Below are 25,511 nucleotides of genomic sequence, written 5' to 3'. Positions count from 1 at the left end.
CTTAATGCAGATGAAATTTAAACGGTATGATGGTCTGACCAGTATATCCTTCGGCAATAAATTCCTAATTCCTCTCGGAATATAACAAAAAACGCAAAATTTACTGAAAAAATTTTGAATTATATAATTTTGATAATCGATGCCGGCTTTGCAGGAATTAGGTTAACTGTATGGAATATTAATACTATTGTAATTGGATAAGTGCAAGGGAATAGGTGCTTCATGCTTAATAGGGAAGCCGGTGTAACACCGGCACGGTCCCGCCACTGTAATGGGGATGCTGCCTAATACGTGCCACTGGGGAATCCGGGAAGGCTTAGGCGGGTGATGATCCAGAGTCAGGAGACCTGCCTGTTCTAACACATACCGTTAGGACCTACGGAAGATAGGCAGGTGTGGGTACAATAATCAGGCAAGTGACATTTTTTGTTTGGTATTATACCCCCTGCTAAAGGGGGTTTTTCTATTGTCTGACAGGCAAATGCGAAAAGGTATCACTACCGGAACTTGTGCGGCTGCCGCTGCTAAGGCGGCCGTTTTAGCCTGGCAGGGTAAAACGGCAACCAAGGTTGAAGTTATTTCGCCACAGGGGACGGTTCTGGTGGCGCCGGTGGCGGAAAGCCGGGCAATTGCCGGTGGCGGTATTGCCTGGATTATTAAAGACGCCGGTGATGATCCGGATATTACCAATGGGGTTAAAATTACTGCTGAGGTTACTATTACCGACGAGCCAGGTGTTGTTATAAAAGCCGGCAGCGGCGTGGGAACTGTAACAAAACCCGGCTTGGCTGTACCGGTAGGTGAGCCGGCGGTCAACCCGGGGCCTCGCCAAATGATAACCAGGGCCGTGTCTGAGTGTCTGCCGGCTGGTAAAGGAGCTATTGTGACTGTTTCTATTCCTGACGGTGAAAAACTGGCCGCCAGAACACTCAATCCCATTCTGGGTATTTCCGGCGGCCTATCCATAATAGGTACAACCGGCATTGTTGAACCTATGTCAGAAGAGGCTTTCAAAAATTCGCTGGTACCGCAGATCAGTGTAGTACAGGCACTTGGGTATCAAGATATTGTATTTGCTCCGGGTAAAATCGGTCAGGATATAGCCATTAACCGTTATGGGTTGCCGGCTGCAGCCGTGGTTCAGACCAGTAATTTTATCGGTCATATGTTAGAGCATGCTGTTAAATATGGTATGCACAGGGTGCTTTTATTTGGACATCTTGGCAAGATCGTCAAAGTATCGGCCGGAATATTTCATACTCATAACCGCATGGCCGATGCCCGTTTAGAAACACTGGCCGCCTATATGGCAGCCTGCGGCGCACCGCAGGCTGCTGTTGCAGAGGTGTTGGGATCAACTACTACTGAGGCGGCCATGCCGATAATTGCCCGTTACAATCTGACAGGTGTGTATAATTTGCTGGCGGAGCGGGCAAGTGAAAGAGCAAAACGCTACGTGTTCGGCGATCTGACTGTAGGAACAGTTATTGTGACTTTGCAGGGAGACATACTGGGGCTTGACCAAACGGCCCGGGAAATTGGAGGCCATTTAGGATGGAATCTAGACATCGAATCGTTATAGTTGGCATTGGTCCCGGTTCGCCGGATTATGTACTGCCTATTGCTAGCCGGACGATTACCGCAGCTAATGTTTTGGTAGGCAGCAAAAGGGCGCTGGACACATTTGCCGCAGAAAGCCAGATTACCAAAATTATTGATAAAGATATTGAAGGTGTGTTGGCTTTTATCAAATGTCAGCTGGCCAGTCAGGATGTAGTAGTCATGGTATCGGGGGATCCGGGATTCTACAGTATGCTGGCGGCTATCAGAAAACAATTTTCTGCAGAATGTATTAGCGTGATTCCGGGAATTAGCTCGGCGCAACTGGCGTTTGCCCGGCTGGCAGAGATTTGGCAGGATGCAGACTTAATCAGCATGCATGGCCGCCAGGCGGACGACGGACTGCTTGATTATCAACCTAACCGCAAGCTGGGGATTCTTACGGATACCCAGCATAATCCTGCCTATATCGCCTGTGCGTTGCGGGAACACGGCTGGCCGGACAATGCTCAGGTCTGGCTGTGTGCCAATTTGTCTTATGACAATGAAAAAGTGATTGCCATGACGCTGGCTGAAGCGGCCGGCATACCCGGCTTTGAACATAGTGTAATGGTGGTGAAAGCATGAGCCATAGATTAGGCATTCCGGACGATCAATTCATCAGGGGCGATATCCCGATGACTAAACAGGAAGTCAGGATATTGACACTGGCAAAAGCCAATATCGGTATTGCTGACACTGTTATTGATATTGGCGCCGGTACTGGTTCTCTTTCGGTAGAAGCCGCTTTACTGGCAAAAGAGGGCAGGGTTATTGCCATTGAACGTGAGCCGGAGGGTGTGGATTTAATAAAAGCCAATGCGGCTAAATTTGCCGCTGACAATCTTACGGCCATTCTGGGAGCAGCGCCAAAGGTGATGGACGGATTACCTCAGGCCGATGTTGTTTTAGTTGGCGGCAGCGGCGGAAAACTCGTGGATATTCTGGCCTGTGCCAATAAGCTGCTGAAAGCAGGCGGCCGTCTGATTGTGACTGCCGTTACGGTTGAAACGTTGTCTGCAACATTAAGCCATATGCAGCAAGTGTCTGAGTTCAGTGTTGAAGCCTGCTGCATACAAGTCACCCGGATTCATCCGGCAGGTTCCAGTCATATGTTTAAAGCACTTAATCCTATATATATTATTGCGTGTACCAAGAGGTAGGCAGGCTGATGAGCAGAGCAGTTCACAGCCTTTAAGGAAGGGAGAAATTTTATGAACGTATATTTTGTAGGAGCCGGTCCTGGCGACCCTGAGCTGATTACTGTTAAAGGCCAGCGCCTGTTAGGGCAAGCCGATATTATCATTTATGCCGGCTCACTGGTAAATCCGGCCCTCTTGTCACTGGCTAAAAACGGTGCTGCCATTTATAACAGTGCCTCCATGACGCTGGATGAAGTGATTGCTGTTATGGAACAAGGCGTTAAGGAAAATAAGCTCGTAGTCCGTTTACATACGGGTGATCCTAGTATCTACGGGGCTATTCAGGAACAAATGGATGCCCTGGCCCCCAAAAATATTACTTTTGAAGTGGTTCCGGGAGTTAGCTCCTTTTTGGCTACCGCTGCGGCGTTAAAACAGGAATATACACTGCCTGATGTATCCCAGACGGTTATTATTACCCGGCTTGAGGGTCGCACGCCTGTCCCCGAGAAGGAAAAGCTGGTTAAACTGGCCAGTCATGAGGCTACCATGTGTATCTTTTTAAGTGTACACATGCTCGATAATGTGGTCAAAGAGCTTGTCGACGGCGGTTATGCTTACGATACACCGGTGGCCATTGTCCAGAAGGCCTCCTGGCCAGATCAAAAAATATTCCGCGGTACTTTGGCTACCATTGCCCAGCTTGCCCGGGAAAACAAAATCGATCGCACGGCCATGATCGTGGTCGGAAGAGTCTTACATACCGATTATGCCTTGTCGCGACTGTATGCCCCTGAGTTCGGACATATGTTCAGAGAAGCGCAGGAGGCTAAGTAAGTTGTGAAGCTGGCAGTCGTTTCTGTTACCCATAAAGGGGCCGAACTGGCTGAGCGGATAGCGCCGCTCTTAGGCCCGGAAGTGGATGTATATGCCAAGATAGGACGCAATCCAGTTAGTTCACAGTTTAGTTACAGCAGCTTAAGCGATCTGGTGGATGAAATATTTACAGGCTACGCCGGTTTGGTTTTTATTATGGCGACAGGCATTGTCGTACGAGTCATTGCGGCCCATGTCAAGGACAAGCGATTTGATCCGGCCGTAGTTGTCATGGATGACGGCGGTCATTATGCCATTAGTCTGTTATCAGGTCATATCGGCGGTGCTAACGATCTGACCCGTTTGGTGAGCGCAGCCGCCGGCGCTACGCCGGTTGTTACCACTGCCACCGATGTTGCCAATTTGCCGGCGGCTGATGTATTGGCAGTTAAGCTTAACCTGACAATTGAGCCGTTCAGTTCCCTGAAGACTATCAATGCGGCTATTGTGAACGGTGACAGAGTAGTGTTTTTTATTGATGGTAATCTGCCGAGGCAGGATCATTATCGCGCTTTGGCAGCCCAGCAGGATATTGTGCTGACAGATATCAGTAAACTTGCCCAAGTGGATCAATACGATGCGGCCGTAGTAATTACTGACAGACAGCTGGATATTCACAAGCCGCATTTATATTTGCGTCCGGATAGTCTGGCGATTGGCCTGGGCTGTCGCCGAGGCACTACGAGCGCTGAGATTCTGTCTGCTATCAGCCAGGCATGCCAGCAAGTCGGTCGCAGTTTTAAAAGTGTTGCCGTTATTGGCAGCACGGTGGTTAAAGAAGACGAAATCGGTTTACTGGCTGCGGCTCAGCAATTAGATGTGCCTGTTGAGTTTTTTAGCAATGAACAGTTGAAACAATGTATTGAAGAGCACGAATTAGGCTTATCCGAGTTTGTTAATGAAAAGATAGGAGTGGGAAATGTATGCGAACCAGCAGCAATTCTGGCGGGTCAGAACAGCAATCTGATATTGCCAAAAACCAAATACCCCAAAGTGACTGTGGCTATCACGCCGGTACAATATCGGTGGTGGGAATAGGTCCGGGCAGTGCCAGTGATATGACCCCGCGGGCCCGAAAAGCCATTGAATGTGCCGAGATAGTTGTAGGTTACGACACCTATTTGGACTTAATCCAGGACTTGCTGTCAGGCAAAGCGACGATCGGCACAGGCATGATGCAGGAGATTGACCGCTGTCAGGCAGCGGTGGAGCAGGCAATGGACGGCAAGCAGGTGGCGGTTATCTCCAGCGGCGATCCCGGAGTGTATGGTATGGCCGGCCTGGTACTTGAACTTGTTTCTAAATATCCGGCAACTGTTCAGCCTAAAGTCAATGTAATTCCCGGTATTAGTGCCGTCAGTGCCGCCGCTGCCATTTTGGGAGCGCCTCTGATGCATGATTTTGCTGTTATCAGCCTGAGCGATTTATTAACTCCCTGGGAAGTTATTGAGAAAAGGATCGAGATGGCCGCTGCCGGGGATTTCGTAATAGCAATTTATAATCCTAAAAGTATCCGCCGGACAAGTCAGATTGAGACGGTGCGCGAAATTACACTGAAACACAGAGGCGCGGATACTCCTGTCGGTATCGTACATCATGCTTCCCGCACCAGGGAGCATATGGCGCTGTCCACTCTTGAGAATTTCACCAACGAACATATTGATATGTTTTCACTGGTCATCATTGGCAACAGTCAAACATACATCGCCGATGGAAAAATGGTAACTCCTCGAGGCTATCGATTATGATTCTAGTGTTGGCCGGAACGCTGGATGGCCGCGAATTAGCTGCCAGTTTAGCCCAAAGCGGTCATCAGGTATTAGTGTCTGTGATCAGCAGTTATGGACGTAGCTTGGCTGAATTGCCGGGAATTACAGTTCACACCGGTGAACTGACCCTGGACGGGATGAAAGACTTGATAACAAACCAACAAATTAACACTGTTGTTGATGCCAGCCATCCGTATGCTGTCAATGTTTCGGCAAACGCTATGGCAGCCTGTGAGGCTAGCCCTATTAAATATATACGCTATGAGCGATCTGAAGTGAAAGTCCCTGAATACGAGCGTTTGTATTTGGCCGGCGATGCCAAAGAAGCGGCAAGAGTTGCTGCCTCATTGGGCAAAGTAGTTTTTCTGACAACAGGCAGCCGTACACTGAAAATATTTAAAAGTGAACCCTTATTGACCCAGTGCCGTCTTATTGCGCGTGTGTTGCCCCAGCCGGATGTCGTGACTGAATGCATTAATCTCGGCTTTTGTCCCGGTGATATTGTCGCCATCCAGGGACCTTTTTCTCATGAACTCAATGTTGCGCTTTTCAAAGAGTTTGGCGCAGAGGTCATAGTAACAAAGAACAGCGGAATGATTGGCGGCGCCGACACTAAAATATCAGCTGCTATGGAAATGGAGCTGCCAATCGTTGTTATTGGCCGTCCGTCTATTGAGTATAAGAATTTGTGCCAAACACAGGCTGAAGTGTTGGCTATGCTGTAGTAAGAAGAATACATCTGGAGGTGCAAAATGGAGTATATAAAAGACCCGATGGCTATTGAGACGCGCAGCATGGAGATTATAGCACCGCACTTAGCCAAATTTAATCTGGATGAACAGGAAGTTAAGGTCTATTCCCGCATAATTCATGCCGCCGGCGACCCTGATTATGCAAATATAATAAAAATTCATCCGGAGGCAATAGCTGCCGGTCTGAATGCGTTCAAACAAGGCTGTAATATTTTCTGTGATGTGGAAATGGTGCGAACCGGCATTAATAAACGCCGTCTGGCGGAATTCGGCGGTCAGGCCTATTGTTTGGTTGCCGATGAAACTGTGGCTCAGGAAGCCAAGGCAGCCGGTATAACCCGCTCTATGGCGGCTATGCGGAAATTCGGCGAGCAGCTTACTGGCGCTATTGTGGCCATTGGCAATGCGCCTACCGCTTTGTTTGAAGTCTTACATATGATTAAAGAAGAAAGAATCAAACCGGCTTTAATTATTGGCGTACCTGTCGGTTTTGTCGGCGCTGCCGAGTCGAAGGATTTACTTCACGCGACCTCGCCGGTACCCTATATTACTGTACTGGGGAACAAGGGCGGCAGTCCTATTGCTGCGGCGTCAGTCAATGCCATTATGTATATGTTAGGCCGCTAATAACGGATTTTGGCTGATAACAGACGCGGTATTAATACTGGGAGGGTTACTTACTATGGGGCAAGTGAATACACCACGGGTAATAATAGCCGGAGTGAGCAGCGGTGCTGGCAAAACAACTATTGTCACCGGCCTAATTGCTGCCTTGGCAGGGCGTGGTCTAAAAGTGCAATCCTATAAAGTTGGCCCTGACTACATTGACCCTGGTTTTCACCGGCTGGCCAGCGGCAAAAACGCGCATAACCTGGATACCTGGCTGGTGCCGCCGGCAGTATTGACGGAAATTTTTGCCGTCACGGCTGACGGTAATGATATTGCCATTATTGAAGGTGTTATGGGGCTGTATGATGGCGGGCGTTCGGGGGTTAGCAGTACGGCTGCTGTGGCCAAAATGCTGAAAGCGCCGGTTGTGCTTGTTATTGACGCCAAATCGATGGGGGAAAGTGCGGCGGCCATTGCCCTGGGCTTTAAAATGTATGATCCGGAAGTGAACCTAGCGGGTGTCCTTATTAACAGACTCGGTTCGGAAAGCCACCGGCTGATGGTCTGTGAGGCTATGGCGAAAGTCGGTATACCAGTTGTCGGTACGGTTTTTCGCAATAACGAGCTGGTTATGCCGGAACGGCATCTGGGCCTGACACCGGTAACTGAGCAGGATGCAGCAGCCACTGTGGCTGAAATAGGGCGTCAAGTGAGCCGGCAAGTTTCTATTGATCAGCTGCTGTCACTGGCCAGAACGGCCGAGCCGCTAACCAGGCCTTGTAGTGGCGGTACACAGAACTGTCAGGGCAAGGTCCGGATTGGGGTAGCGCAGGATGACGTGTTTACTTTTTATTATCCATCCAGTCTGGAGGTTCTGGGAGAGTTTGGTGCTGAGCTGATTCCTTTCAGTCCGCTCAAAGACAGCCATTTGCCTGCGGTGGATGGAATTGTGCTTGGTGGCGGTTTTCCGGAAATGTTTGTTAAGGAACTATCTGATAATGTCTCGATGCGCAACAGCGTATTACGGGCCGCAGGGAGCGGCATGCCTGTTTACGCAGAATGCGGCGGTTTGATGTACCTTTCGCGGCAAATTATAGACTTTGACGGTCAGGCCTACGACATGGCCGGAGCTATCCCTGCTGTGTGCCAAATGCAGTCCAAGCTTGAAACCGTAGGTTATGTCGAAACAACCGCACTCTATGACAATGTATTATGTGCAGGCGGCGAAACACTCCGTGGGCATGAATTCCATTTTTCCCGTATGTTTCCTGACGCAAATGAAGCTGAGTTTCCCTGGGCTTTTATGTTCAAGAAAATGCGGACTGGCGCCGAGTACAGGGGCGGGTATGCAGCCGGTAATGTATTGGCTTCTTATCTCCATATGCATTTTGCCGGCAACAGGCAGGCGGCAGGACGTTTTGTAGAACATTGTTTGCAATATAAACGTTCGCTGAGTCAGGGAGGAAAATAATATGGCGGGTAAGATTGTTCTTGTTACCGGCGGCGCGCGCAGTGGCAAAAGTACATTTGCCGAACGCTATGCAGCCCAGGGAGGCCGCAAAGTGGCCTATATTGCCACTGCTCAAATCTATGATGCCGAAATGCGGGAACGGGTGAATATTCATCAAGGCCGCCGCCCGGCAAGCTGGCCGACTTTTGAGGCTCCCTATATGGCCGAAGAGGCTATGGTGCAGGCTGTTAAGGGAGCGGACGCCGTATTATTTGACTGCCTGACTCTTTACACCAGTAATCTAATGCTGGCGCCGGCTGCGCCAACTGACCGGGAAGAACGCCGACAAGCTGTGCTGGCAGTAATTGATAGGCTGCTGATAAGCGCCAGGCAGGAAAAAAGCGATGTCATCTTTGTTACCAATGAAGTTGGTTTAGGTATTGTGCCTGATAACGCACTGGCACGGGAATACCGTGACGTAGCGGGCCTTGTCAACCAGAAAGTTGCCGGTTGCGCCGATGAAGTATACTTAGTGGTTTGTGGTCTGGCTGTCGAATTAAAAAAAATAGCTGTCAGTCTGGGGAAGGGTGATCTTAATGGCTAAGGCAATTATGCTACAGGGAACAAGCTCCCATGTAGGCAAAAGTATTTTAACCACGGCCTTGTGCCGGATCTTTAAACAGGACGGAATGAAGGTTACACCCTTCAAAGCGCAAAATATGGCCTTGAATTCTTATGTAACCAAAACAGGCGGGGAAATGGGACGGGCCCAGGTTGCTCAAGCTGAAGCAGCCGGTTTGGACCCGGCTGTGGAAATGAATCCGGTCTTATTAAAGCCTACCGGCAATTCCTGCTCGCAAGTCATTGTCATGGGCAAAGCGGTTGGCAATATGTCGGCCAAAGAATATCATGCCGGCTACAGTCTTAAGGCGTTAGGCGTTGTTACTGAATGTATCCAAAAGCTGCATAAGGATTTTGACGTGATCGTAATTGAAGGCGCTGGCAGTCCGGCTGAAGTGAATCTCAAAGATAACGACATTGTAAATATGCGAATTGCAAAATTGACGCCATCGCCGGTGCTCTTAATCGCCGATATTGACAGAGGGGGAGCGCTGGCCTCTGTAGTCGGCACCTTAGAACTTCTGGAACCGGCAGAGCGTGACCTGGTAAAAGGTATTATCATAAATAAATTCCGGGGCGATATAAGCTTGTTACAGCCTGCGCTTGAGTTCCTTGAGAAAAAAACCGGTAAGCCGGTCGTAGGTGTTATTCCCCATCTTGACCGGCTGGGTATCGACGATGAGGATTCGGTATCGCTGGAAGATAAGCAGCACTTGGCCAAGGCGGGTGAACTCGATATTGTTGTCCTGCGTCTTCCGAAGATATCTAATTTTACCGACTTTGATGCCTTAGCTAACGAAAGTGACGTCCGGGTCAGATATGTGCGTCAGGGAGAGGCTATTGGCAAGCCTGACTTGATCATCTTACCGGGCAGCAAGAATACTACTGAGGATTTGTTATATCTTAGGCAGAACGGGTATGAGGCCGAACTCATTAAGTTGGCTAAAAGCGGTACACCGGTTGTAGGCATCTGTGGCGGTTATCAGATGCTGGGACGGGAGGTACAAGATCCTGATCATACTGAATCCGATCTGGACAAAGTGATGGGCTTGGGACTTATTGACAGTATCACAATTTTTGAGGCGGATAAAGTTACCCATCAAGTTAAAGCCATGGCCAATAACCATAACTTTTTAAGCATTAACTATAGCGGTGAAAACCTGACCGGTTATGAAATTCATATGGGCCGTACTCAGTTTTTATCTTCTGTTGATCCGGCTTTTACCATTACCACCCGTTCAGGCCAACAGATGCATATGCCTGATGGCGCTGTTTCGGCAGACGGTCTGGTAATGGGGACATATATGCACGGCATCTTTGACAATGATGTTTATCGCCGGAAAGTGCTTGATGCGTTGCGTGTACGTAAGGGCTTAGCCCCGCTTGGCGCTGTTTCTGACACGCAGGCGCTAAAAGACGCTGCGTATAACCGTTTGGCTGATGTGGTTAGAAAAAGTATGGATATGGACTTAGTGTACCGGATTATGAATGAATCTGTGGGTAAGTAGTATGGAACACTATCTGGCTTTAGGCGCGGTGATTATTGACCGCCTGGTGGGCGATCCGCGTACAGCGTTGCATCCGGTAGTGATGATCGGGAATTGTATTGCCTGGCTGGAGCGGCATTTACTTAATACTGGTCATACGCCCGGCCGGAAAAAATTGGCCGGTGCAGTGCTGGTAGCCGGAGTTCTGGCAACTGTGTACGGAGTGACCTGGCTAATAATGGCTGCACTGAATAATATTCATTCCTGGGCAGGTTATATTGGCGGCGCCGTATTATTATCCTTTGCCATATCTCCGCGCAGTCTGGCCGAAGCCGGCCGGGAGATAGCAGGTTTTCTTGCGGCAGGCGACATGAACCAGGCTAGATATAAGGTGGGCTGGATAGTAGGGCGGGATACTGCCAGCCTGGATACGGCGGAGGTTACCAGGGCTACTGTCGAAACTATCGCTGAAAACATTGTTGACGGTATTATTTCACCGTTATTTTATGCTATAATCGGTGGTATACCGCTGGCTTGTCTCTACCGGGCAGTAAATACCCTGGATTCGATGGTCGGCTATAAAAACGAGAAATACCGGGATTTCGGTATGGTTGCCGCCCGGGTTGACGACATATTCAATTTCATTCCGGCGCGGATTACCGGCTTATTAATTATTTTGGCTGCAGTATTGCTGCAAAAAGATGCTGTCGGGGCCTGGCAAGCTATTAAACGGGATGCAGCTAAACATCCCAGTCCTAATAGTGGTTTTTCTGAGGCAGGAGTTGCCGGCGCTTTAGGTATTAGGCTGGGCGGCCTGAACTATTATGGTGGCGTAGCTTCCCTGCGAGCTTATATGGGAGAAGCCAAGTACATACTTCAACCTGTGCATATAGAGCAAACCATTCAAATCATGTATATAGCAACCATACTGTTCATTGCGGCGGCTTTTGCATGCAAATGGCTGCTTTCTTAATCCTGATAGCAAGCGCCCGGATAAGGGCTTAAACTTTCGCCCAAGGCTTGGCGGCTGAGGCCGTATTTGCTTTATAATTGACGGTAGTATAAGTTGGAGGCATTGAAGTTTTGAAAGATTTTTTTACTGGATTGCAATTTCTTACCCGTATCCGCGTCGTACGGCAAACAGATTGGTCGCCGGATAGCTTTGGCCGCAGTGTAAAGTATTTTACCCTGATAGGTGGCATTATCGGCTTGGTGTTGGCCGGACTTAATTATTTGTTGAGTCAGTTTTTACCGACCCATGTACTGGCGGCCATTCTCATTTTAGCTGAGATTTTACTTACCGGCGGCCTGCACTGCGATGGCTTTATGGATACGGCAGATGGTGTTTTTTCCGGTAGGTCGCGGGAACGGATGCTGGAGATCATGAAGGACAGCCGGGTGGGAGCAAACGGAGTAGTGGCATTTGGTATGCTAATTCTTTTGAAATACTCCCTGATCATTGATATGACCCCCACGCTTTTGACTACCGCTCTCTTGATTATGCCAGTAGCTGGCCGGATGGCTATGGTAGCCAGCATCACTTTGTTTCCTTATGCACGGCCTGACGGTATGGGTAAGGCTTTTGCCCAATATGCCGGTAAAGCTACTTTGTTTATTACTGCACTAATGGCACTCTTAATTATCGTTCCTTTTGGCCTGCAGGCATCGGTTTGCGCCGGTGTGGCCGTTCTGGCCGGAGTTGTGTCCGCCCGTTATTTCGCCAGTGTTCTGGGGGGATTGACCGGTGATACATATGGTGCTGTAACCGAGCTAACCGAATTGATGGCTTTGCTCGTTTTTGTCGTTTAGGCGGAATATAGGAAATCCAATGAAGATTTTCTCAATGACAGGCAGTGAGTAATGCTCCGCCGTTAGCGCTTAGCCAACGCTCTTGCTGACTGTCGGCCTGTAAATCTTTATTGGATACTTTTATATAGATTCATTTACTGAAAGGCAGACATATCCTATGACGATTAAAGTGAAAGCGCCAGGCTCATGCGGCGAATTGGTTCAGGGTACAATAAACGGAGTAAACTTTCTGATTACCTGCCCGGTGGATTGGTATTCGGAAGTTTCGGTTGTGGCCGGCGGCAGTATGGACAATGCTGAACCCAAGACTGCCGCAGCGGTTGCCAGAACTTTTGCCTACCTTAATACCATGGGAACTTTTGGCTTAACTGTAGACTCGGATTTGCCTGTGGGCAAAGGAATGGCATCCAGCAGTGCGGACATTAGCGCCGCCTGTCAAGCTGCAGCTTTGGCAATGACAGGTAAAGAATTATCCTGTGATGAAATTGCTGATATTGCATTAAGCATTGAACCAACAGATGGGATATTTTATCCTGGTATCATTATGTTTGACCATGTACAGGGTAAAATCCGCCGGATAATGGGAACTCCTCCGCCTATTCGTATTGCCGTGTTTGATGCCGGGGGCGAGGTGGATACGCTGGTCTTTAATGGCCGGGCTGATCTGGCAAGCTTAAATGAGGCCAAGGAACAGCAGGTCGGGGTGGCTGTCGAATTAGTCGCTCAAGGTCTTAAAAACGGTGATGCTAGGCTTATTGGCCAAGGTGCGACCATCAGTGCTGTCGCTAATCAAGCAATATTATATAAGCCATGTCTCGAACATATAATAAACATCAGCCGGGATTTTGGGGCCGTCGGCGTTTGCGCGGCGCATAGCGGCACCGTGTTGGGCGTTATGTTTGATGACGCAGATCTAACCGGACTTGAGGCTTGTATTAAAGAAGTCAACCGGGCTTGTCCGGAAGTTATCTATTTAAGAACATGCCGTTTAATCGCCGGCGGACTTATCATTACAGGAGATGATGGCAGTGGGCGCTGATTACCAGGCCGTTAGCTTTGTTCATGGCGGCAATGTGCATGCCTGGGCACGTGAACGCGGCGGCGCGCTTAGCGATTTACTTGATTATAGTGCCAATATCAACCCGCTAGGGTTGGCTGACAGTGTGCGGGCAGCGATCAATCAAACAGTCGATCAAGTAATTCACTATCCCGACGTTGAAGCAACTATGCTCAAAGCCGCAATTAGCAGTTACTATCAAGTGGAACCTGATCAGATTACCGCCGGGAATGGTGCCGTCGAGTTACTTTATGTATTGACTCATATAATAAAGCCCAAACGGGTGCTGATCCCTGCGCCTGCCTTTAGTGAATATGAGCGGGCGGCACGGGCGGGCGGCGCCGCGGTTGAATACTTTTATCTGGCACCGGACGAGAATTTTATAGTTGATGTAAATTTACTATGTAATTTCCTGCCTGGGATAGACATGGTATTTATCGGCAATCCCAATAATCCGACTGGTACCTTGTTGAAAGCCGGGCAGCTTGAATATCTGCTGCAAGCAGCCAAGCAGGCGAAAGTCTGGGTTGTAGTTGATGAATCCTTTATGGATTTTTTAACCGAAGACAGTGAGTATACTTGCAGGCCTTTACTTAAAAACTATGATAATCTGATAATAATTCATTCACTGACCAAGTTTTATGCGATTCCCGGCCTTAGACTTGGATTTGCTCTAACCCATCCCGCTTTAGCAGTTAGACTTCATGCTGCAAAAGATCCCTGGAATGTTAACTCTTTAGCGCAAGCCGCCGGGGTAGCTGCCCTGGCGGATAGCGAGTACCAATTAAAGAGCCGCCAAGTCGTACGGCAGGAAAAAGAACAACTTTACGCAGAATTGAAAAAATTATCTGGACTAAAGCCACTACAGCCTTCTGTCAATTATATTTTAATCGATGTAAGTCTTTGGGGGCGCACGGCGACAGAGTTACGCAATGAAATGGCTAAAAAAGATGTTTTAATCCGTGATTGTGGTAATTATCCAGGTTTGTCTCCCTATTTTATCCGTGTAGCTGTTAAACTGGCTGAACAAAATATAATTCTGCTTGACCGTCTAAAGCAGGTACTGAGGTGAATATCCATGACCAGACTAATCATAGTACGACACGGCCAGACGCTGTGGAACTTAGAACGAAAGTATCAGGGGCATAGTGATATTGCTTTGACTGAAAAGGGTCTTCAGCAGGCTGAGGCGGTAGCAGCACGCTTAGCCGCAGAATCTATCGAGGCTGTTTATGCAAGCGATTTATCGCGTGCTTATAAGACCGCCGAGTGTATAGCCGTAAAACATAATCTTAAGGTAAATGTTGTTCCTGAATTAAGGGAAATACGATTTGGCGAGTGGGAAGGCCTTACCTACGAAGAAATTACTGTCCGGTGGCCGGGGCTTTTGGGCAAGCTATGGTCAACACCGGACGAGATCGAAATACCAGGCGGCGAAACGTTTCGCCAGCTCAAAGAGCGGGCCTATGACGCTGTCAACAGGATTGTAGCGGCTCATCCGGAACAAACAGTTGCAGTGGTGGCTCACGGTGGTACGATCGGTACAATTATTTGCGCCATGCTTAATATTCATCTTAACCATGTGTGGAGTATCAGGCAGGATAACACGGCGGTAAATATTGTTGATTATTATGAGGGACGTCCGACAATTTGTCTTTTGAACTGCATTCGCCATTTACCGCAATAGGCTATATCCCAATAGCTTTGTTTAAGTCAACCCACTTATGGCTTTACATTGTCAAGATTCTCACTGTATTACTGCGAAGAAGCGGCTTATTAGCCAAAAAACCCATCTTTTTGACAAATTTTCAGCCTTGAGGAAAATGACAGCCGCATGATATGATACATATTGTTGATAGGGAAATGATGCCTGAGGTGCTCGACACCCTCTTATATGTTCAACCGACTCATTTACCTGGGGAGTTTGATGGTATGCGGCTGCCAGGCCTCCGTGGAGTGGAAGGCAAAAGCATAAATACAAAACGCCCACCTGCTGAGAAGCGGGTATGAACATACAAGAGAACGGTACCATGGGCTTACATAGTGCTTTCTGTTCAATACTCTTCTGTTTAGAAGAGTATTTTTTACTGGATAACCCGGTATAATACACAGGATAAGAATAAAGTGATTGCAAATTTTTACTGTCAGTTTCATATCCTGAGTTCTTCACAAGAAAAAAAGCCCTAGGTATGTAGGGCTGAAAAGAAGAATATCCGTTAATAAAATTATACTCTGAATATTATAAATTTTTCAATATTTATTTAATAAGGCAACTTAGAAAGATAAAAATCATATAGATTACATTTTATTTGTTAATTACCAATTTTGCCAAAGTATATCAGCTATGTTATAATTAAAATAATTCTATTTAAGAGAGGGATACACCTTGAAAAAAGCGGTTATTGAGATGGATAAAGGTAAAGTGGTAATTGAGTTATTCGAAAAAGATGCACCTAAGACGGTGGCGAATTTTGAAAAGCTGATTTCTGAAGGCTTCTATGACGGATTGTCATTTCACCGGGTAATTAAAGGCTTTGTTGCACAGGGAGGCTGCCCCCAGGGAAACGGAACCGGCGGCCCGGGATATACTATCCCCTGTGAGACCAAAGGCAATCCGAATAAACATGAGCGTGGATCATTATCTATGGCTCACCGTGGTCCTAATACCGGCGGCAGTCAATTCTTTATTGTATATGAGCCCCAGCCTCATTTGGACGGTGTACATACTGTATTCGGCAAAGTTATCGAGGGTATGGATGTTGTTGACCAAATTGGTCAAGGCGACATTATGAATAAAGTCACAACAACTGAGGAATGATTTAAGGGTTGATACCGTAAAATAACGGTAAGGGGGATGCTCATGGATCCTGTCGAAACTATGCTCGCATTGAAAAACTGGGCTGTTGTCGGGGCTACTGATAATACGGAAAAGTTTGGTTATAAGATATTTAAGGCGTTAAAGGCAGCCGGCTATAATGTTTATCCGATAAATCCGGGTATTAATGAAATAATTGGTGAAAAGTGCTATCCTTCGCTTAAAGATTTACCAATGGTGCCAGAGGTGGTCAATGTGGTTGTGCCGCCTAAGGTGGGTGAACAAATCATGAATAATTGTGCAGAAATTGGCATAAAAAATGTCTGGCTGCAGCCGGGGGCTAATGCCAGCAGTGTGGTCGAGCTTGCCAAAAATCTTGGTCTTAGTGTGGTTGATCAGCACTGTGTATTAGTCGAACTGCGCAACCACAAATAGGATAGGTATTTGCTCATTTTAGTTAAGAAGGGGGACTGTCTGATGGCAACTGTAGTCAATGCTAACGAAAATAATTTCCAGGAGGAAGTGCTTGATGCTGCTACGCCGGTGCTTGTAGACTTTTGGGCGCCGTGGTGCGGTTACTGCACTAGGTTGGCGCCGATCATGGATGAATTGGCACAGGAAATGGGAGATAAGATTAAGGTTGCAAAACTCAACGTAGACGAAAACCGTTCGCTAGCGCAAAAGTATGGAGTCATGAGTTTGCCAACGATGATTGTCTTCAAAGACGGTGAGCAGCAAGAAAAACTAACAGGTTATATGCCTAAGGCAAACATTGCAGCGAAACTTGAAAGAGTGTTTTAATTTTATCCCGGCCCAATGGGTCGGGATTTTTTATCCTGATAGAAAGTATAACTTTCGCCTGGATAAGGGCAACATCGGCTTTTGCTTTCGCCAAAGGCTCGGCGCAAGCCGTGTTTTCTTTATACTGAAAAAAGTATAATTTAATTCGATATAAGGGCAATCATGGTCTTCACTTTCGTCAGAGGTTAAGCGCAAACCGTGGTTTCTTTATTTTTGTCTGTAAGCGCATATCCACGCTTGCCCTGGCATAGGAAATACAGTAGTATTTCTGAAACAAGCGAGGTTTGCGGCAATGAAAGAAAGACCGATTAAAGTAGTATTAGTGGGTTCGCCTAATGTCGGTAAGAGCGCAATATTTAACTATCTGACAGGCAGTTATGTAGCTGTATCAAATTATCCGGGAACTACGGTTGACATCTCGACCGGTTTTTTTGGAAACGGTAATCGCCGCTTTGAAATCATAGATACACCAGGAATATATTCATTAATTCCGCTGACCGAGGAAGAAAAAGTCACCCGAATGTTTTTGACCTCTGCGGTTCCGGATGTGGTTGTTCATGTTGTAGATACAAAGAATATCCGGCGTATGCTAATAGTGACCCTGCAACTGCTAGAAGCCGGACTGCCCGTGATTCTCACTCTGAATATTATGGATGAGGCCCGTGATATGGGTATGCTGATTGATATAGAACTTTTGGAAAAACTGCTGGCAATTCCGGTTGTTGCGACTTCGATTTTCCACAAGAGCAGTCTGGCGAGCCTGAAAAGATCAATTTGTAATTATCGGCCGGGAAGACCAATCGTACTTCAATATGACGAGAAGCTAGAGCAGGCAATTGACCTAATAGCGGGTAATTTTTCTCTTGACTATGGCCTGAGTAAGCGTATGGCAGTCTTATTATTATTACAAGGGGATCCTATAACGGTATTTGCGGCTCAACAGGAAAAAAACTGGCCAGCCATCGCGGACAGTCTTAAGCAGCTTTCCGATAAGACACAAAGAAATTTGGAAGCTGCGGTTGCGCTAAATCGCCAGGTTATAGTCGATAGAATACTTTCTAAGGTAATACGGTATGCAAACTGTAAGCCCCATTCCAAACAGAAACTGGCGGAATGGTTGGGGAAACTTACAAGACAGGCAATAACCGGAATTCCGATTTTATGTTTAGTACTGTATTTTGGTTTATACCAATTTGTAGGAAGATTCGGTGCAGGCTACCTTGTCGATTATCTTAACAACAGTGTGTTTGTACCCGTAATCAATCCAGTGGTGGAACAGCTTGTCAACACTTCTGTTCCCTGGGAGTGGGCGAAATCGCTCTTAGTAGGTGAATATGGCGTTTTCACAATGGGATTTCGTTATGCCATGGCTATTGTTTTACCTATTGTCGGGACTTTCTTTCTGGCTTTCGCTGTACTGGAGGATAGTGGTTATCTGCCGCGCCTGGCCATGCTTGTGGATAATGTGTTCCGCTATTTTGGACTAAACGGCCGGGCTGTTATTCCAATTACACTTGGCTTGGGGTGTGGTACCATGGCGGTAATGGTAACCCGTACCCTCGAAAGTAAACGTGAGAGATTATTAGCTACATTCTTGCTAGCGTTAACAATTCCGTGCTCAGCTCAGTTGGGAGTGGTACTGGCACTTTTGTCGCAGCATCCAATTGCCGTTATTGTTTGGAGTATCTATATGCTGATAATATTCGTTAGTGTTGGGTGGTTAAGCGCAAAATTAGTACCAGGGAGCCGGAGCTCATTTTATATGGAAATACCACCGCTTAGAGTACCGCTTATTAGTAATGTTATTAAAAAGGCATATACGAGGATGTCGTGGTATTTTATGGAGATTTTACCCGTTTTTATTGTAACGAGTCTTGTTCTATGGGCCGGACAGTTAAGCGGCGCGCTGACGACAATGATTTCATGGCTTGAGCCGGCTATGCTGTTGATCGGATTGCCGCCGGAAATGGCTCAGGTTTTTTTATTGGGTTTTTTTCGCCGGGATTATGGTGCAGCCGGGCTTTATGATCTAGTAGCAGCCGGGAAATTAACAGAGATTCAACTAATTGTGGCGGCGGTAGCCATCACCTTGTTTGTTCCCTGTGTAGCTCAATTCGCAGTGATGATTAAAGAACGGGGAATATATATTACCACTGCAATGATTGGGCTGATAATTGGCATTGCTTTTGCTTCAGCCGGGTTAGTGCATCAAATCTTAATGTTATTTTTATAATTTAGGAGGGACCATGAGAGAACAGCCTGTCACTGTCCTCAAAGCAGGTGATAAAGCAAGAGTTGTTGCCATAGCCGGGCAAGACGCCGGTTATATACGGAAATTAACGGTATTTGGCCTGTTGCCTGGGGCCGATATTGAGGTCATGCAGACCTTTCCGGCATATGTACTCAGTATTGGCAATACTCAATTGGCACTTGACAGGGAAATCGCAACCGGTATTATTGTTGTAAAGTGCCAGCAAGACAAAAAAAAATAAAACAGGGCTATGTGGCCCTGTTTTCTGTAATTATGCACTTACTGCTTTGTTCAGGTCGGCCACCAGAGCGGCTATGTCAATACCGTGAGCGGCAGCGCCTTGCTCGATATTCTCAAAGCGGGCAGCAGCGCAACCCAGGCAACCCATGCCATAGTTGCGGAATACTTGAACTGTCTGGGGATATTGTTGGACAACATCAACGATGCTCATTTCCTTAGTGATAGTCATTTAATTCAGCCTCCTTTAGTTCAATATTGGAATATGCTGGTAAGCTAATTAATTATATCATACTTGACTAATACTTGCCATGACTTTATTATGAAATTAGAGAATGCCATGCAATGCTAATATTATCGCCTGCTTTCCACTTTTTATGTGCTCTCTATTAATGCAAATTTAAGCAGCATCAGGAGATTATATGGGAAAAATTGCTTTTTCGGTTGGGACAGTTTGTTTTAGTTGGTTTGGTTTGATTTTGGCAAGTTCCATTCTTGTAGCCTGTATCGTAAACTGGTATCATGTGCGTAGATATGATGAAAAAATAGATACGCTATTAAATCTAACATTGTTGAGCATCCCTATGGGTATTTTTTTTGCAAGAGTTTACTACGTTGCAGTAAACTGGAATCTTTATACTGACAACCCAAGTGAGATTTTACAAATATGGCATGGCGGATTAGCTATTCATGGCGCGTTTATCGGCATTATCATGACAATATGGATTTATTCACGGATTAATAAAATTTCTTTTTGGCGATGGGCTGATATTGTTACGCCGGGACTTGTATTAGGTCAGGCAATTGGTCAGTGGGGGAATTTTATTAACCAGGATGCCTTCGGTTATCCGACCGAAGCTCCCTGGGGAATATATATTGATTATTGGTACCGGCCCCCGGGTTATGAGCAGTTTGATTTTTTTCACCCAACCTTTTTATATGAATCAGGCTGGAGCTTGCTGATATTTTTTATAATTATTATGACAAGCTGGATCATAGGGAAAAGAAAGAACAAGCCGGTATCAGGCGGTTTGTTTTTACTATATATAATTTTATATTCAGCCGGACGTCTGGTCATTGAAGGACTCAGGCTGGATAGCGAGATGCTAGGCATTTGGCGGCTGGCACAGGTTGTTAGTACGATAACCATTTTTTTGAGTGCAATGATTTGGTGCTGGCGTATTAAAAGCTTGCAGAAATTATAAAAACTGGCCGTAGGGCCGGAGATACTGGGGGAGATGCAGTGGTTCGCCTAAGTCGGCGCCAGGGATATCTTATTGTTCTTGGTCTTATTTTTTTGTTTTTATTAGCTTCCTCGACGGTCAGTACAACCGCCGTAATTGCTGGACACAACAGCAACCGGCCGGCAAGTGTATCCCTTGCCGACGTTCCTGTATTAAATTATCATAAAGTGGATGCGCTGCATCATGCATTGTCAATACCGTCCGAGGAATTTGAAGAGCAAATGGCATATCTGTCCAGAAACGGTTTTACGACCATAACCCCGGACGCGCTTATGGCTTATTTGAATCATGGCAAAGCACTGCCTGAGAAACCTATTCTAATTACGTTTGACGATGGATATCTCGATAATTTTACCAATGCGTACCCTATCATGAAAAAATACGGCTTTACTGCTACAATATTTCTTGTAACAAGCCTGGTTGGACATGATGAACGGTTTATGACCTGGGATCAGGTACGGATGATGCAGCAGGACGGTTTTGTTTTTGGATCGCACACGGTTTCTCATACTCCGCTAACTAAGCTTTCCCGTGAACAGGCAATGGATGAGCTGGTAAACTCCCGCAAGGAAATTGAGCAGCAGTTGGGGAGCAAACCGAAATATTTCGCCTATCCTACGGGTGCCTATAACCTGCCGGTGGAAGAGCTGGTGAAACAAGCCGGCTACCGGGCGGCATTTACCATCCGTTACGGTCAGGCAGGAACAGAAAGCAATCCGTATGCCTTGGAGCGTATTCCCATATTTAAGGGGCAGCAAACCTTCCGGAGTTTTTTTGTCAGACTTAATGCTGCCCCGGTATTAGAACGGTTTGGCCTTATTAGGAACTAGTCTAAAAATGTAGGACTAAAGTCTCCATTTATTGGATTTTTTTATAATCTTGCTGATTTCAGGCAGGATTTTTTTTTTTTGCCCAGAATAGACTAAAAAGTGGTATAAAGTGGTGTAAAGTGGTTTAAATTTTCCTGGCGGTGGTGATGACAGCCGTGTTCATGGGTGAATATCTGCATTCCATTGATAATAAAGGACGGCTGATTCTGCCAGCAAAATTTCGTGAAGAGCTGGGAGAACGATTTATTGCCACAAAAGGACTGGATAATTGTTTGTTTGTATATACCTGTGCTGAGTGGGCTATCCTAGAAGAAAAATTGAAAAAGCTGCCGCTGGCAAAGCCGGAGGCAAGGGCTTTTGTCAGGTTCTTTTTTTCCGGGGCAGCAGAACTTGAGTGCGACAAACAAGGCAGGGTACTATTACCTCCTAACCTCAGGGAACACGCCCGCCTGGACAAGGATGTAGTCGTTATTGGCGTATCAACCCGTATTGAAATTTGGGATAAAACAGCCTGGGAGGATTACAACTGTCAAATAAGCCCTACAGTTGCTGAAATCGCTGAAACTCTGGCGGATTTAGGCATTTAAATATAATTGAAGCGAGTGGTCATAAGTGGTAGAACTTAAATTTGAACATGCCAGTGTGCTGTTGGAAAAAAGTGTGGCAGGAGTGCTGTCTAACCAGGAAGGTATCTATGTAGACTGTACTCTGGGCGGCGGTGGTCATTCAGCCTGTTTAGCCGAGCGGTTAGCGCCGGCTGGTTGGATAATTGGCATTGATCAGGACCCCGCGGCTATAGCGGCGGGGAAACAACGGTTGTCAGCCGCCTCTTGCCGGGTCAGTATAGTTCAGGATAATTTCCGCAACCTGGGAGCGGTGCTGGATAGTTTAGGCCTAGAGTTGGTTGATGGAGTTTTGTTTGACTTAGGAGTATCTTCGCATCAGCTTGATGTTACTGATAGAGGCTTTTCTTATATGCAGGATGCACCGCTCGATATGCGCATGAATCCAGATGAAGCATTCTCGGCTTATGATGTTGTCAATACCTACAGTGAAAGACGGCTGGCAGACATTATTGCTGATTATGGTGAAGAACGCTGGGCCAAACGGATAGCGAAATTTATTGTTGAGCAAAGAGCCGGTAGTCCGGTTAAAACTACCAGCCAACTAGTGCAGATTATAAAGAAAGCCATTCCGGCGGGAGCGCGGCGGGATGGTCCTCATCCAGCCAAACGAACCTTTCAGGCCATTAGAATTGAAGTAAATAACGAACTGGGAATTTTACGTGATACTTTTACCACCGCAATAGACAGGCTGAAACCGGGAGGGCGTATTGGTATAATAACCTTTCATTCGCTCGAGGATCGAATTGCCAAACAAACCTTTCAAGAGCTGGCAAAAGCCTGTGTATGTCCACCACAGTTGCCGGTATGTGTTTGCAATACCAAGCCCAAAGTTAAGGTACTGGGAAAACCGATATTGCCGTCTGCTGAAGAACTTGAACAGAATCCGCGAGCACGTAGTGCCAAGCTGAGGCTAGCAGAAAAGTTGTAAGTGCCAAATTGTTCTAAATAGTGGGGAGGAACAATAAAAATGTTAGTACATAAAAAACAAGAAATGCTTGTTTATGAACAAGAAGCCGCTTCGCCTGCGCCTAAGATTGTGCGAAAAGCAGACAAACGTTTGCGTATTAAGTGTCTGATATTAGTGGTGATTGCTGCTGCAATGGCTATTGTTACCACAATTCAAAGTGCTGCCATTGTTCAAGCTGGTTATGATTTGGTTACAATTAAAAGTAAAGTTGCCAAAGTCGAAAAAGAGAATGAACTATTGCGACTGGATATTGCCAAACTCAAATCTCCCCAGCGTATTGAAGAATATGCAACCAAAGAATTAGGAATGATCGTTCCTAAAAATGCTTACTACGCATCATCAGCAACAACTGCAAGCACTCAGCCACAACCGGTAGCTGCCGGTATTACTGGTATTGCCGATAAAATGTTAAGCGCACTTCAGCTTAATAAGGCGGAGGCGAGTAAAGGGCGGTAATCTAGAAAATGGGGGAGTAGATAAGTGGCATCTGTTTCGCATGTTACCATCAGGAAGAGGGTAGCCTTCCTTTTTCTTGTCATCTCGGTAATAATGATGGGGTTGATTGGTCGCTTACTTTATCTCCAGTTTTATAAGAGTGCCTGGTTATCAGAAAATGCTGTTGATCAACGCATACGCGAAATTCCCGTTGAGGCTAAACGGGGGATTATTTACGACCGTAATGGCCGCGAACTAGCGGTTAGTGTCAGTACAGAATCAGTCTATGCAATACCTGCAGAAATACGGGATATAGAAGAAACAGCAGCCAAACTGGCTGCTATTTTGACATTGGACGAAAATAGTCTTAAAAATAAATTAAAAAAGCGGCAGGCTTTTACTTGGGTCAAGCGGAAAATTGATACTGAAACGGCCCGTCAGGTTAAAGTGCTGAATCTTCCCGGAATTGGACTGACGCAGGAAAGTCAGCGTTATTACCCCAATGACAATTTGGCCGCCCATGTTCTTGGATTTAATGGAATTGACAGTCAGGGACTAGATGGTGTCGAGATGACATTTGACAGTTATCTGAAAGGAAGATCCGGCAGTATTGTTATTGAATATGATGCAAGAGGCAGGGAAATTCCCCAGGCTTCGCACCGGTTCATACCACCGGTTGAGGGGCATAATATTTACCTTACTATCGATATAGTAATCCAGCAAATTGTCGAGCGTGAGCTTGAGCGGGTAATGAAGGAAACTCAGGCCAAAGCGGCTACCATTATTGCCATTGACCCGCGTGACGGCGGTATTTTAGCGTTAGCCAACAAACCTGATTACAATCCAAATAAATTTAGCGATTTTTCGCCTAAATTGTGGCGGAATATTGCTGTTTCTAATGCCTATGAGCCTGGATCCACCTTTAAAATTATCACCACATCGGCGGTAATGTCCGAGCATATTGTTAAACTTGATGAAAAGTTTTTTGATCCGGGTGAAGTCGAAGTACAGGGGCGTAACATTCACTGCTGGAAGCATGGCGGCCATGGCAGCCAGACTTTTACCGAAGTAGTACAGAATTCCTGTAATGTGGGCTTTGTTAATGTGGGGTTGCGTCTGGGACGGGATTCGTTTTATCAGTATATTGACGCTTTCGGTTTTGGCAAACACACCAATATTGACTTACCGGGCGAGGCCAAAGGTATAATGATTGACCGTAGCAAGGCGACGCCGATAAATATAGCCACGATGTCTATCGGGCAGAGTATAGCTGTCACACCTATTCAATTGGTTACTGCCGCTGCTGCGGTAGCCAATGACGGGAGACTCTTGAGGCCGCAAATCGTAAGAGAAGTTAAGGACAAATCAGGTCAGGTTATTAGAGGTTTTCAGCCAGATGTCGTCAGGCAAGTGCTAGATACCTCGATAACAAAACAGGTTAAGGAAATTTTGGAATCTGTTGTGTCAGAGGGTACAGGCAAAAATGCATATATCGAAGGGTTCAAAATTGCCGGTAAAACCGGCACAGCGCAAAAAGTCGGCGGCGGTGGCTATCTGCCTGACAAATATGTAGCTTCTTTTGTCGGTTTTGCTCCTGCCGATAATCCGCAGGTAGCACTGCTGGTTATCATCGATGAGCCTGTCGGCTTATACTATGGCGGGCAAATTGCCGCGCCGGTATTCGGTGCGGTAATGAAAGATGTGTTACAATATCTTAAGGTTAATCCGCAGCCTGCTGGCGCTACCAAGCCGGGAAGCGCAGAAACGCATATTCAAGTGCCCAGTGTGATCAATCTTAGTATTTCGGAAGCTACCAGGGAACTGGAAAAAATCGGTTTGATAGCCCGCATCGAAGAATTGGGCGACAGAGTGGCCGATCAAATTCCCAAACCCGGTAGTCGAATGCCGGTTGGCGGTGGTGTACTCTTATATACTGTAACGCCAAGATATGCTGCGGGAGAAATTACTGTTCCAGACGTTACCGGAACAACGCTTCGGGAAGCATCCGCTGTTCTCGCTGAGCTGGGGCTCGCCATTAATCCGGTTGGAACAGACGGCAAAGCAGTGAAGCAGGACCCATTACCCGGCACTAAGGTTATGGTGGGAACAAGTGTTGTCACCTATTTTGAATAAC

General features: G+C 46.7%; 28 protein-coding genes, 1 other RNA gene and 1 riboswitch. Of the genes, 28 read left to right on the top strand and 1 reads right to left on the bottom strand.

Features of this window, described 5'->3' with window-relative positions; translation table 11 throughout:
- The first annotated feature begins 196 nt into the window (after positions 1–196).
- Positions 197–370, top strand: a riboswitch (cobalamin riboswitch).
- A gap of 111 nt (positions 371–481) precedes the next feature.
- The 22 genes from cbiD (at position 482) to SATMO3_RS19240 (ending at position 19,279) form a co-directional block, all read left to right on the top strand.
- On the top strand, positions 482–1,582 hold the full coding sequence (gene cbiD / locus SATMO3_RS19345) for a cobalt-precorrin-5B (C(1))-methyltransferase CbiD (protein WP_371381758.1): 1,101 nt from the start codon (positions 482–484) through the stop codon (positions 1,580–1,582).
- Positions 1,555–2,187, top strand: coding sequence for a precorrin-6y C5,15-methyltransferase (decarboxylating) subunit CbiE (gene cbiE, locus SATMO3_RS19340; protein ID WP_371371369.1), 633 nt, complete (start codon positions 1,555–1,557; stop codon positions 2,185–2,187). The genes cbiD and cbiE overlap by 28 nt, the downstream gene beginning before the upstream one ends.
- A complete protein-coding gene (gene cbiT / locus SATMO3_RS19335; RefSeq protein WP_371371368.1) occupies positions 2,184–2,762 on the top strand; it encodes a precorrin-6Y C5,15-methyltransferase (decarboxylating) subunit CbiT in 579 nt (192 codons plus the stop codon). Before cbiE ends, cbiT begins: the two co-directional genes overlap by 4 nt.
- Positions 2,763–2,813: 51 nt before the next feature.
- On the top strand, positions 2,814–3,578 hold the full coding sequence (gene cobM, locus SATMO3_RS19330) for a precorrin-4 C(11)-methyltransferase (RefSeq protein ID WP_371371367.1): 765 nt from the start codon (positions 2,814–2,816) through the stop codon (positions 3,576–3,578).
- A gap of 3 nt (positions 3,579–3,581) precedes the next feature.
- Positions 3,582–4,655, top strand: coding sequence for a cobalt-precorrin 5A hydrolase (locus SATMO3_RS19325; RefSeq protein ID WP_371371366.1), 1,074 nt, complete (start codon positions 3,582–3,584; stop codon positions 4,653–4,655).
- A 20-nt stretch (positions 4,656–4,675) separates the two neighbouring features.
- Positions 4,676–5,365, top strand: a complete 690-nt coding sequence (gene cobJ, locus SATMO3_RS19320) for a precorrin-3B C(17)-methyltransferase (protein WP_371381757.1) — start codon at positions 4,676–4,678, stop codon at positions 5,363–5,365.
- Positions 5,362–6,111 carry a precorrin-6A reductase gene (gene cobK, locus SATMO3_RS19315; RefSeq protein WP_371371365.1) on the top strand — a complete coding sequence of 250 codons (750 nt, stop codon included), beginning with the start codon at positions 5,362–5,364 and terminating at the stop codon, positions 6,109–6,111. The genes cobJ and cobK overlap by 4 nt, the downstream gene beginning before the upstream one ends.
- Before the next feature lie 27 nt (positions 6,112–6,138).
- Positions 6,139–6,765: a precorrin-8X methylmutase gene (locus SATMO3_RS19310; RefSeq protein WP_371371364.1), complete on the top strand. Its 627-nt coding sequence runs from the start codon at positions 6,139–6,141 to the stop codon at positions 6,763–6,765.
- A gap of 55 nt (positions 6,766–6,820) precedes the next feature.
- Positions 6,821–8,218 (top strand): cobyrinate a,c-diamide synthase, encoded by a 1,398-nt coding sequence (locus SATMO3_RS19305; RefSeq protein WP_371371363.1) that lies wholly within the window; start codon positions 6,821–6,823, stop codon positions 8,216–8,218.
- Position 8,219: 1 nt separating this feature from the next.
- Entirely contained in the window at positions 8,220–8,801 is a 582-nt protein-coding gene (gene cobU, locus SATMO3_RS19300; RefSeq protein ID WP_371371362.1) for a bifunctional adenosylcobinamide kinase/adenosylcobinamide-phosphate guanylyltransferase, read from the top strand.
- Entirely contained in the window at positions 8,794–10,326 is a 1,533-nt protein-coding gene (locus tag SATMO3_RS19295; RefSeq protein WP_371371361.1) for a cobyric acid synthase, read from the top strand. Before cobU ends, SATMO3_RS19295 begins: the two co-directional genes overlap by 8 nt.
- A 1-nt stretch (position 10,327) precedes the next feature.
- Complete coding sequence (cbiB, locus tag SATMO3_RS19290) at positions 10,328–11,278, top strand: adenosylcobinamide-phosphate synthase CbiB (protein ID WP_371371360.1); 951 nt, start codon at positions 10,328–10,330, stop codon at positions 11,276–11,278.
- Positions 11,279–11,388: 110 nt separating this feature from the next.
- Positions 11,389–12,114 (top strand): adenosylcobinamide-GDP ribazoletransferase, encoded by a 726-nt coding sequence (gene cobS, locus SATMO3_RS19285; RefSeq protein WP_371371359.1) that lies wholly within the window; start codon positions 11,389–11,391, stop codon positions 12,112–12,114.
- A gap of 157 nt (positions 12,115–12,271) precedes the next feature.
- Positions 12,272–13,153, top strand: a complete 882-nt coding sequence (locus SATMO3_RS19280; protein ID WP_371371358.1) for a GHMP kinase — start codon at positions 12,272–12,274, stop codon at positions 13,151–13,153.
- Positions 13,143–14,243 carry a threonine-phosphate decarboxylase CobD gene (gene cobD / locus SATMO3_RS19275; protein ID WP_371371357.1) on the top strand — a complete coding sequence of 367 codons (1,101 nt, stop codon included), beginning with the start codon at positions 13,143–13,145 and terminating at the stop codon, positions 14,241–14,243. The genes SATMO3_RS19280 and cobD overlap by 11 nt, the downstream gene beginning before the upstream one ends.
- Positions 14,244–14,249: 6 nt before the next feature.
- Positions 14,250–14,858 (top strand): alpha-ribazole phosphatase, encoded by a 609-nt coding sequence (gene cobC / locus SATMO3_RS19270; RefSeq protein ID WP_371371356.1) that lies wholly within the window; start codon positions 14,250–14,252, stop codon positions 14,856–14,858.
- Between the two features lie 177 nt (positions 14,859–15,035).
- A non-coding RNA gene (gene ssrS, locus SATMO3_RS19265) (6S RNA) lies at positions 15,036–15,212 on the top strand.
- Between the two features lie 345 nt (positions 15,213–15,557).
- The gene (locus tag SATMO3_RS19260) at positions 15,558–15,989 is read left to right on the top strand and encodes a peptidylprolyl isomerase (protein ID WP_371371355.1); all 432 of its coding nucleotides are present in this window, start codon (positions 15,558–15,560) and stop codon (positions 15,987–15,989) included.
- A gap of 42 nt (positions 15,990–16,031) precedes the next feature.
- Positions 16,032–16,421, top strand: coding sequence for a CoA-binding protein (locus SATMO3_RS19255; protein ID WP_371371354.1), 390 nt, complete (start codon positions 16,032–16,034; stop codon positions 16,419–16,421).
- A 42-nt stretch (positions 16,422–16,463) separates the two neighbouring features.
- Positions 16,464–16,787 (top strand): thioredoxin, encoded by a 324-nt coding sequence (gene trxA, locus SATMO3_RS19250; protein WP_371371353.1) that lies wholly within the window; start codon positions 16,464–16,466, stop codon positions 16,785–16,787.
- Between the two features lie 292 nt (positions 16,788–17,079).
- Positions 17,080–19,020: a ferrous iron transport protein B gene (gene feoB, locus SATMO3_RS19245; RefSeq protein ID WP_371371352.1), complete on the top strand. Its 1,941-nt coding sequence runs from the start codon at positions 17,080–17,082 to the stop codon at positions 19,018–19,020.
- A gap of 13 nt (positions 19,021–19,033) precedes the next feature.
- Positions 19,034–19,279, top strand: a complete 246-nt coding sequence (locus SATMO3_RS19240; RefSeq protein ID WP_371371351.1) for a FeoA family protein — start codon at positions 19,034–19,036, stop codon at positions 19,277–19,279.
- Positions 19,280–19,309: 30 nt separating this feature from the next.
- Here the strand turns inward: SATMO3_RS19240 and SATMO3_RS19235 are convergent, their stop codons facing one another.
- Positions 19,310–19,507, bottom strand: coding sequence for a DUF1858 domain-containing protein (locus SATMO3_RS19235; RefSeq protein ID WP_371371350.1), 198 nt, complete (start codon positions 19,505–19,507; stop codon positions 19,310–19,312).
- Positions 19,508–19,697: 190 nt separating this feature from the next.
- On the opposite strand from SATMO3_RS19235, the gene lgt reads away from it, so the two are divergent.
- The 6 genes from lgt to SATMO3_RS19205 all read left to right on the top strand — a co-directional run bounded on the left by lgt (position 19,698) and on the right by SATMO3_RS19205 (position 25,510).
- Complete coding sequence (gene lgt, locus SATMO3_RS19230; RefSeq protein WP_371371349.1) at positions 19,698–20,480, top strand: prolipoprotein diacylglyceryl transferase; 783 nt, start codon at positions 19,698–19,700, stop codon at positions 20,478–20,480.
- 38 nt (positions 20,481–20,518) lie between these two features.
- On the top strand, positions 20,519–21,349 hold the full coding sequence (locus tag SATMO3_RS19225; RefSeq protein WP_371371348.1) for a polysaccharide deacetylase family protein: 831 nt from the start codon (positions 20,519–20,521) through the stop codon (positions 21,347–21,349).
- 155 nt (positions 21,350–21,504) lie between these two features.
- On the top strand, positions 21,505–21,936 hold the full coding sequence (gene mraZ / locus SATMO3_RS19220) for a division/cell wall cluster transcriptional repressor MraZ (RefSeq protein WP_371381756.1): 432 nt from the start codon (positions 21,505–21,507) through the stop codon (positions 21,934–21,936).
- A gap of 25 nt (positions 21,937–21,961) precedes the next feature.
- Positions 21,962–22,903, top strand: coding sequence for a 16S rRNA (cytosine(1402)-N(4))-methyltransferase RsmH (gene rsmH, locus SATMO3_RS19215; protein WP_371371347.1), 942 nt, complete (start codon positions 21,962–21,964; stop codon positions 22,901–22,903).
- A 39-nt stretch (positions 22,904–22,942) separates the two neighbouring features.
- A complete protein-coding gene (gene ftsL / locus SATMO3_RS19210) occupies positions 22,943–23,398 on the top strand; it encodes a cell division protein FtsL (protein ID WP_371371346.1) in 456 nt (151 codons plus the stop codon).
- A 24-nt stretch (positions 23,399–23,422) separates the two neighbouring features.
- The gene (locus SATMO3_RS19205) at positions 23,423–25,510 is read left to right on the top strand and encodes a stage V sporulation protein D (protein WP_371371345.1); all 2,088 of its coding nucleotides are present in this window, start codon (positions 23,423–23,425) and stop codon (positions 25,508–25,510) included.
- Position 25,511 lies beyond the last annotated feature (1 nt).

Origin of the sequence: Sporomusa aerivorans, assembly GCF_041428895.1 — a bacterium.
Classification (GTDB): Bacteria; Bacillota; Negativicutes; order Sporomusales; family Sporomusaceae; genus Sporomusa; species Sporomusa aerivorans.
This window is presented reverse-complemented; position numbering and strand designations above follow the sequence as displayed.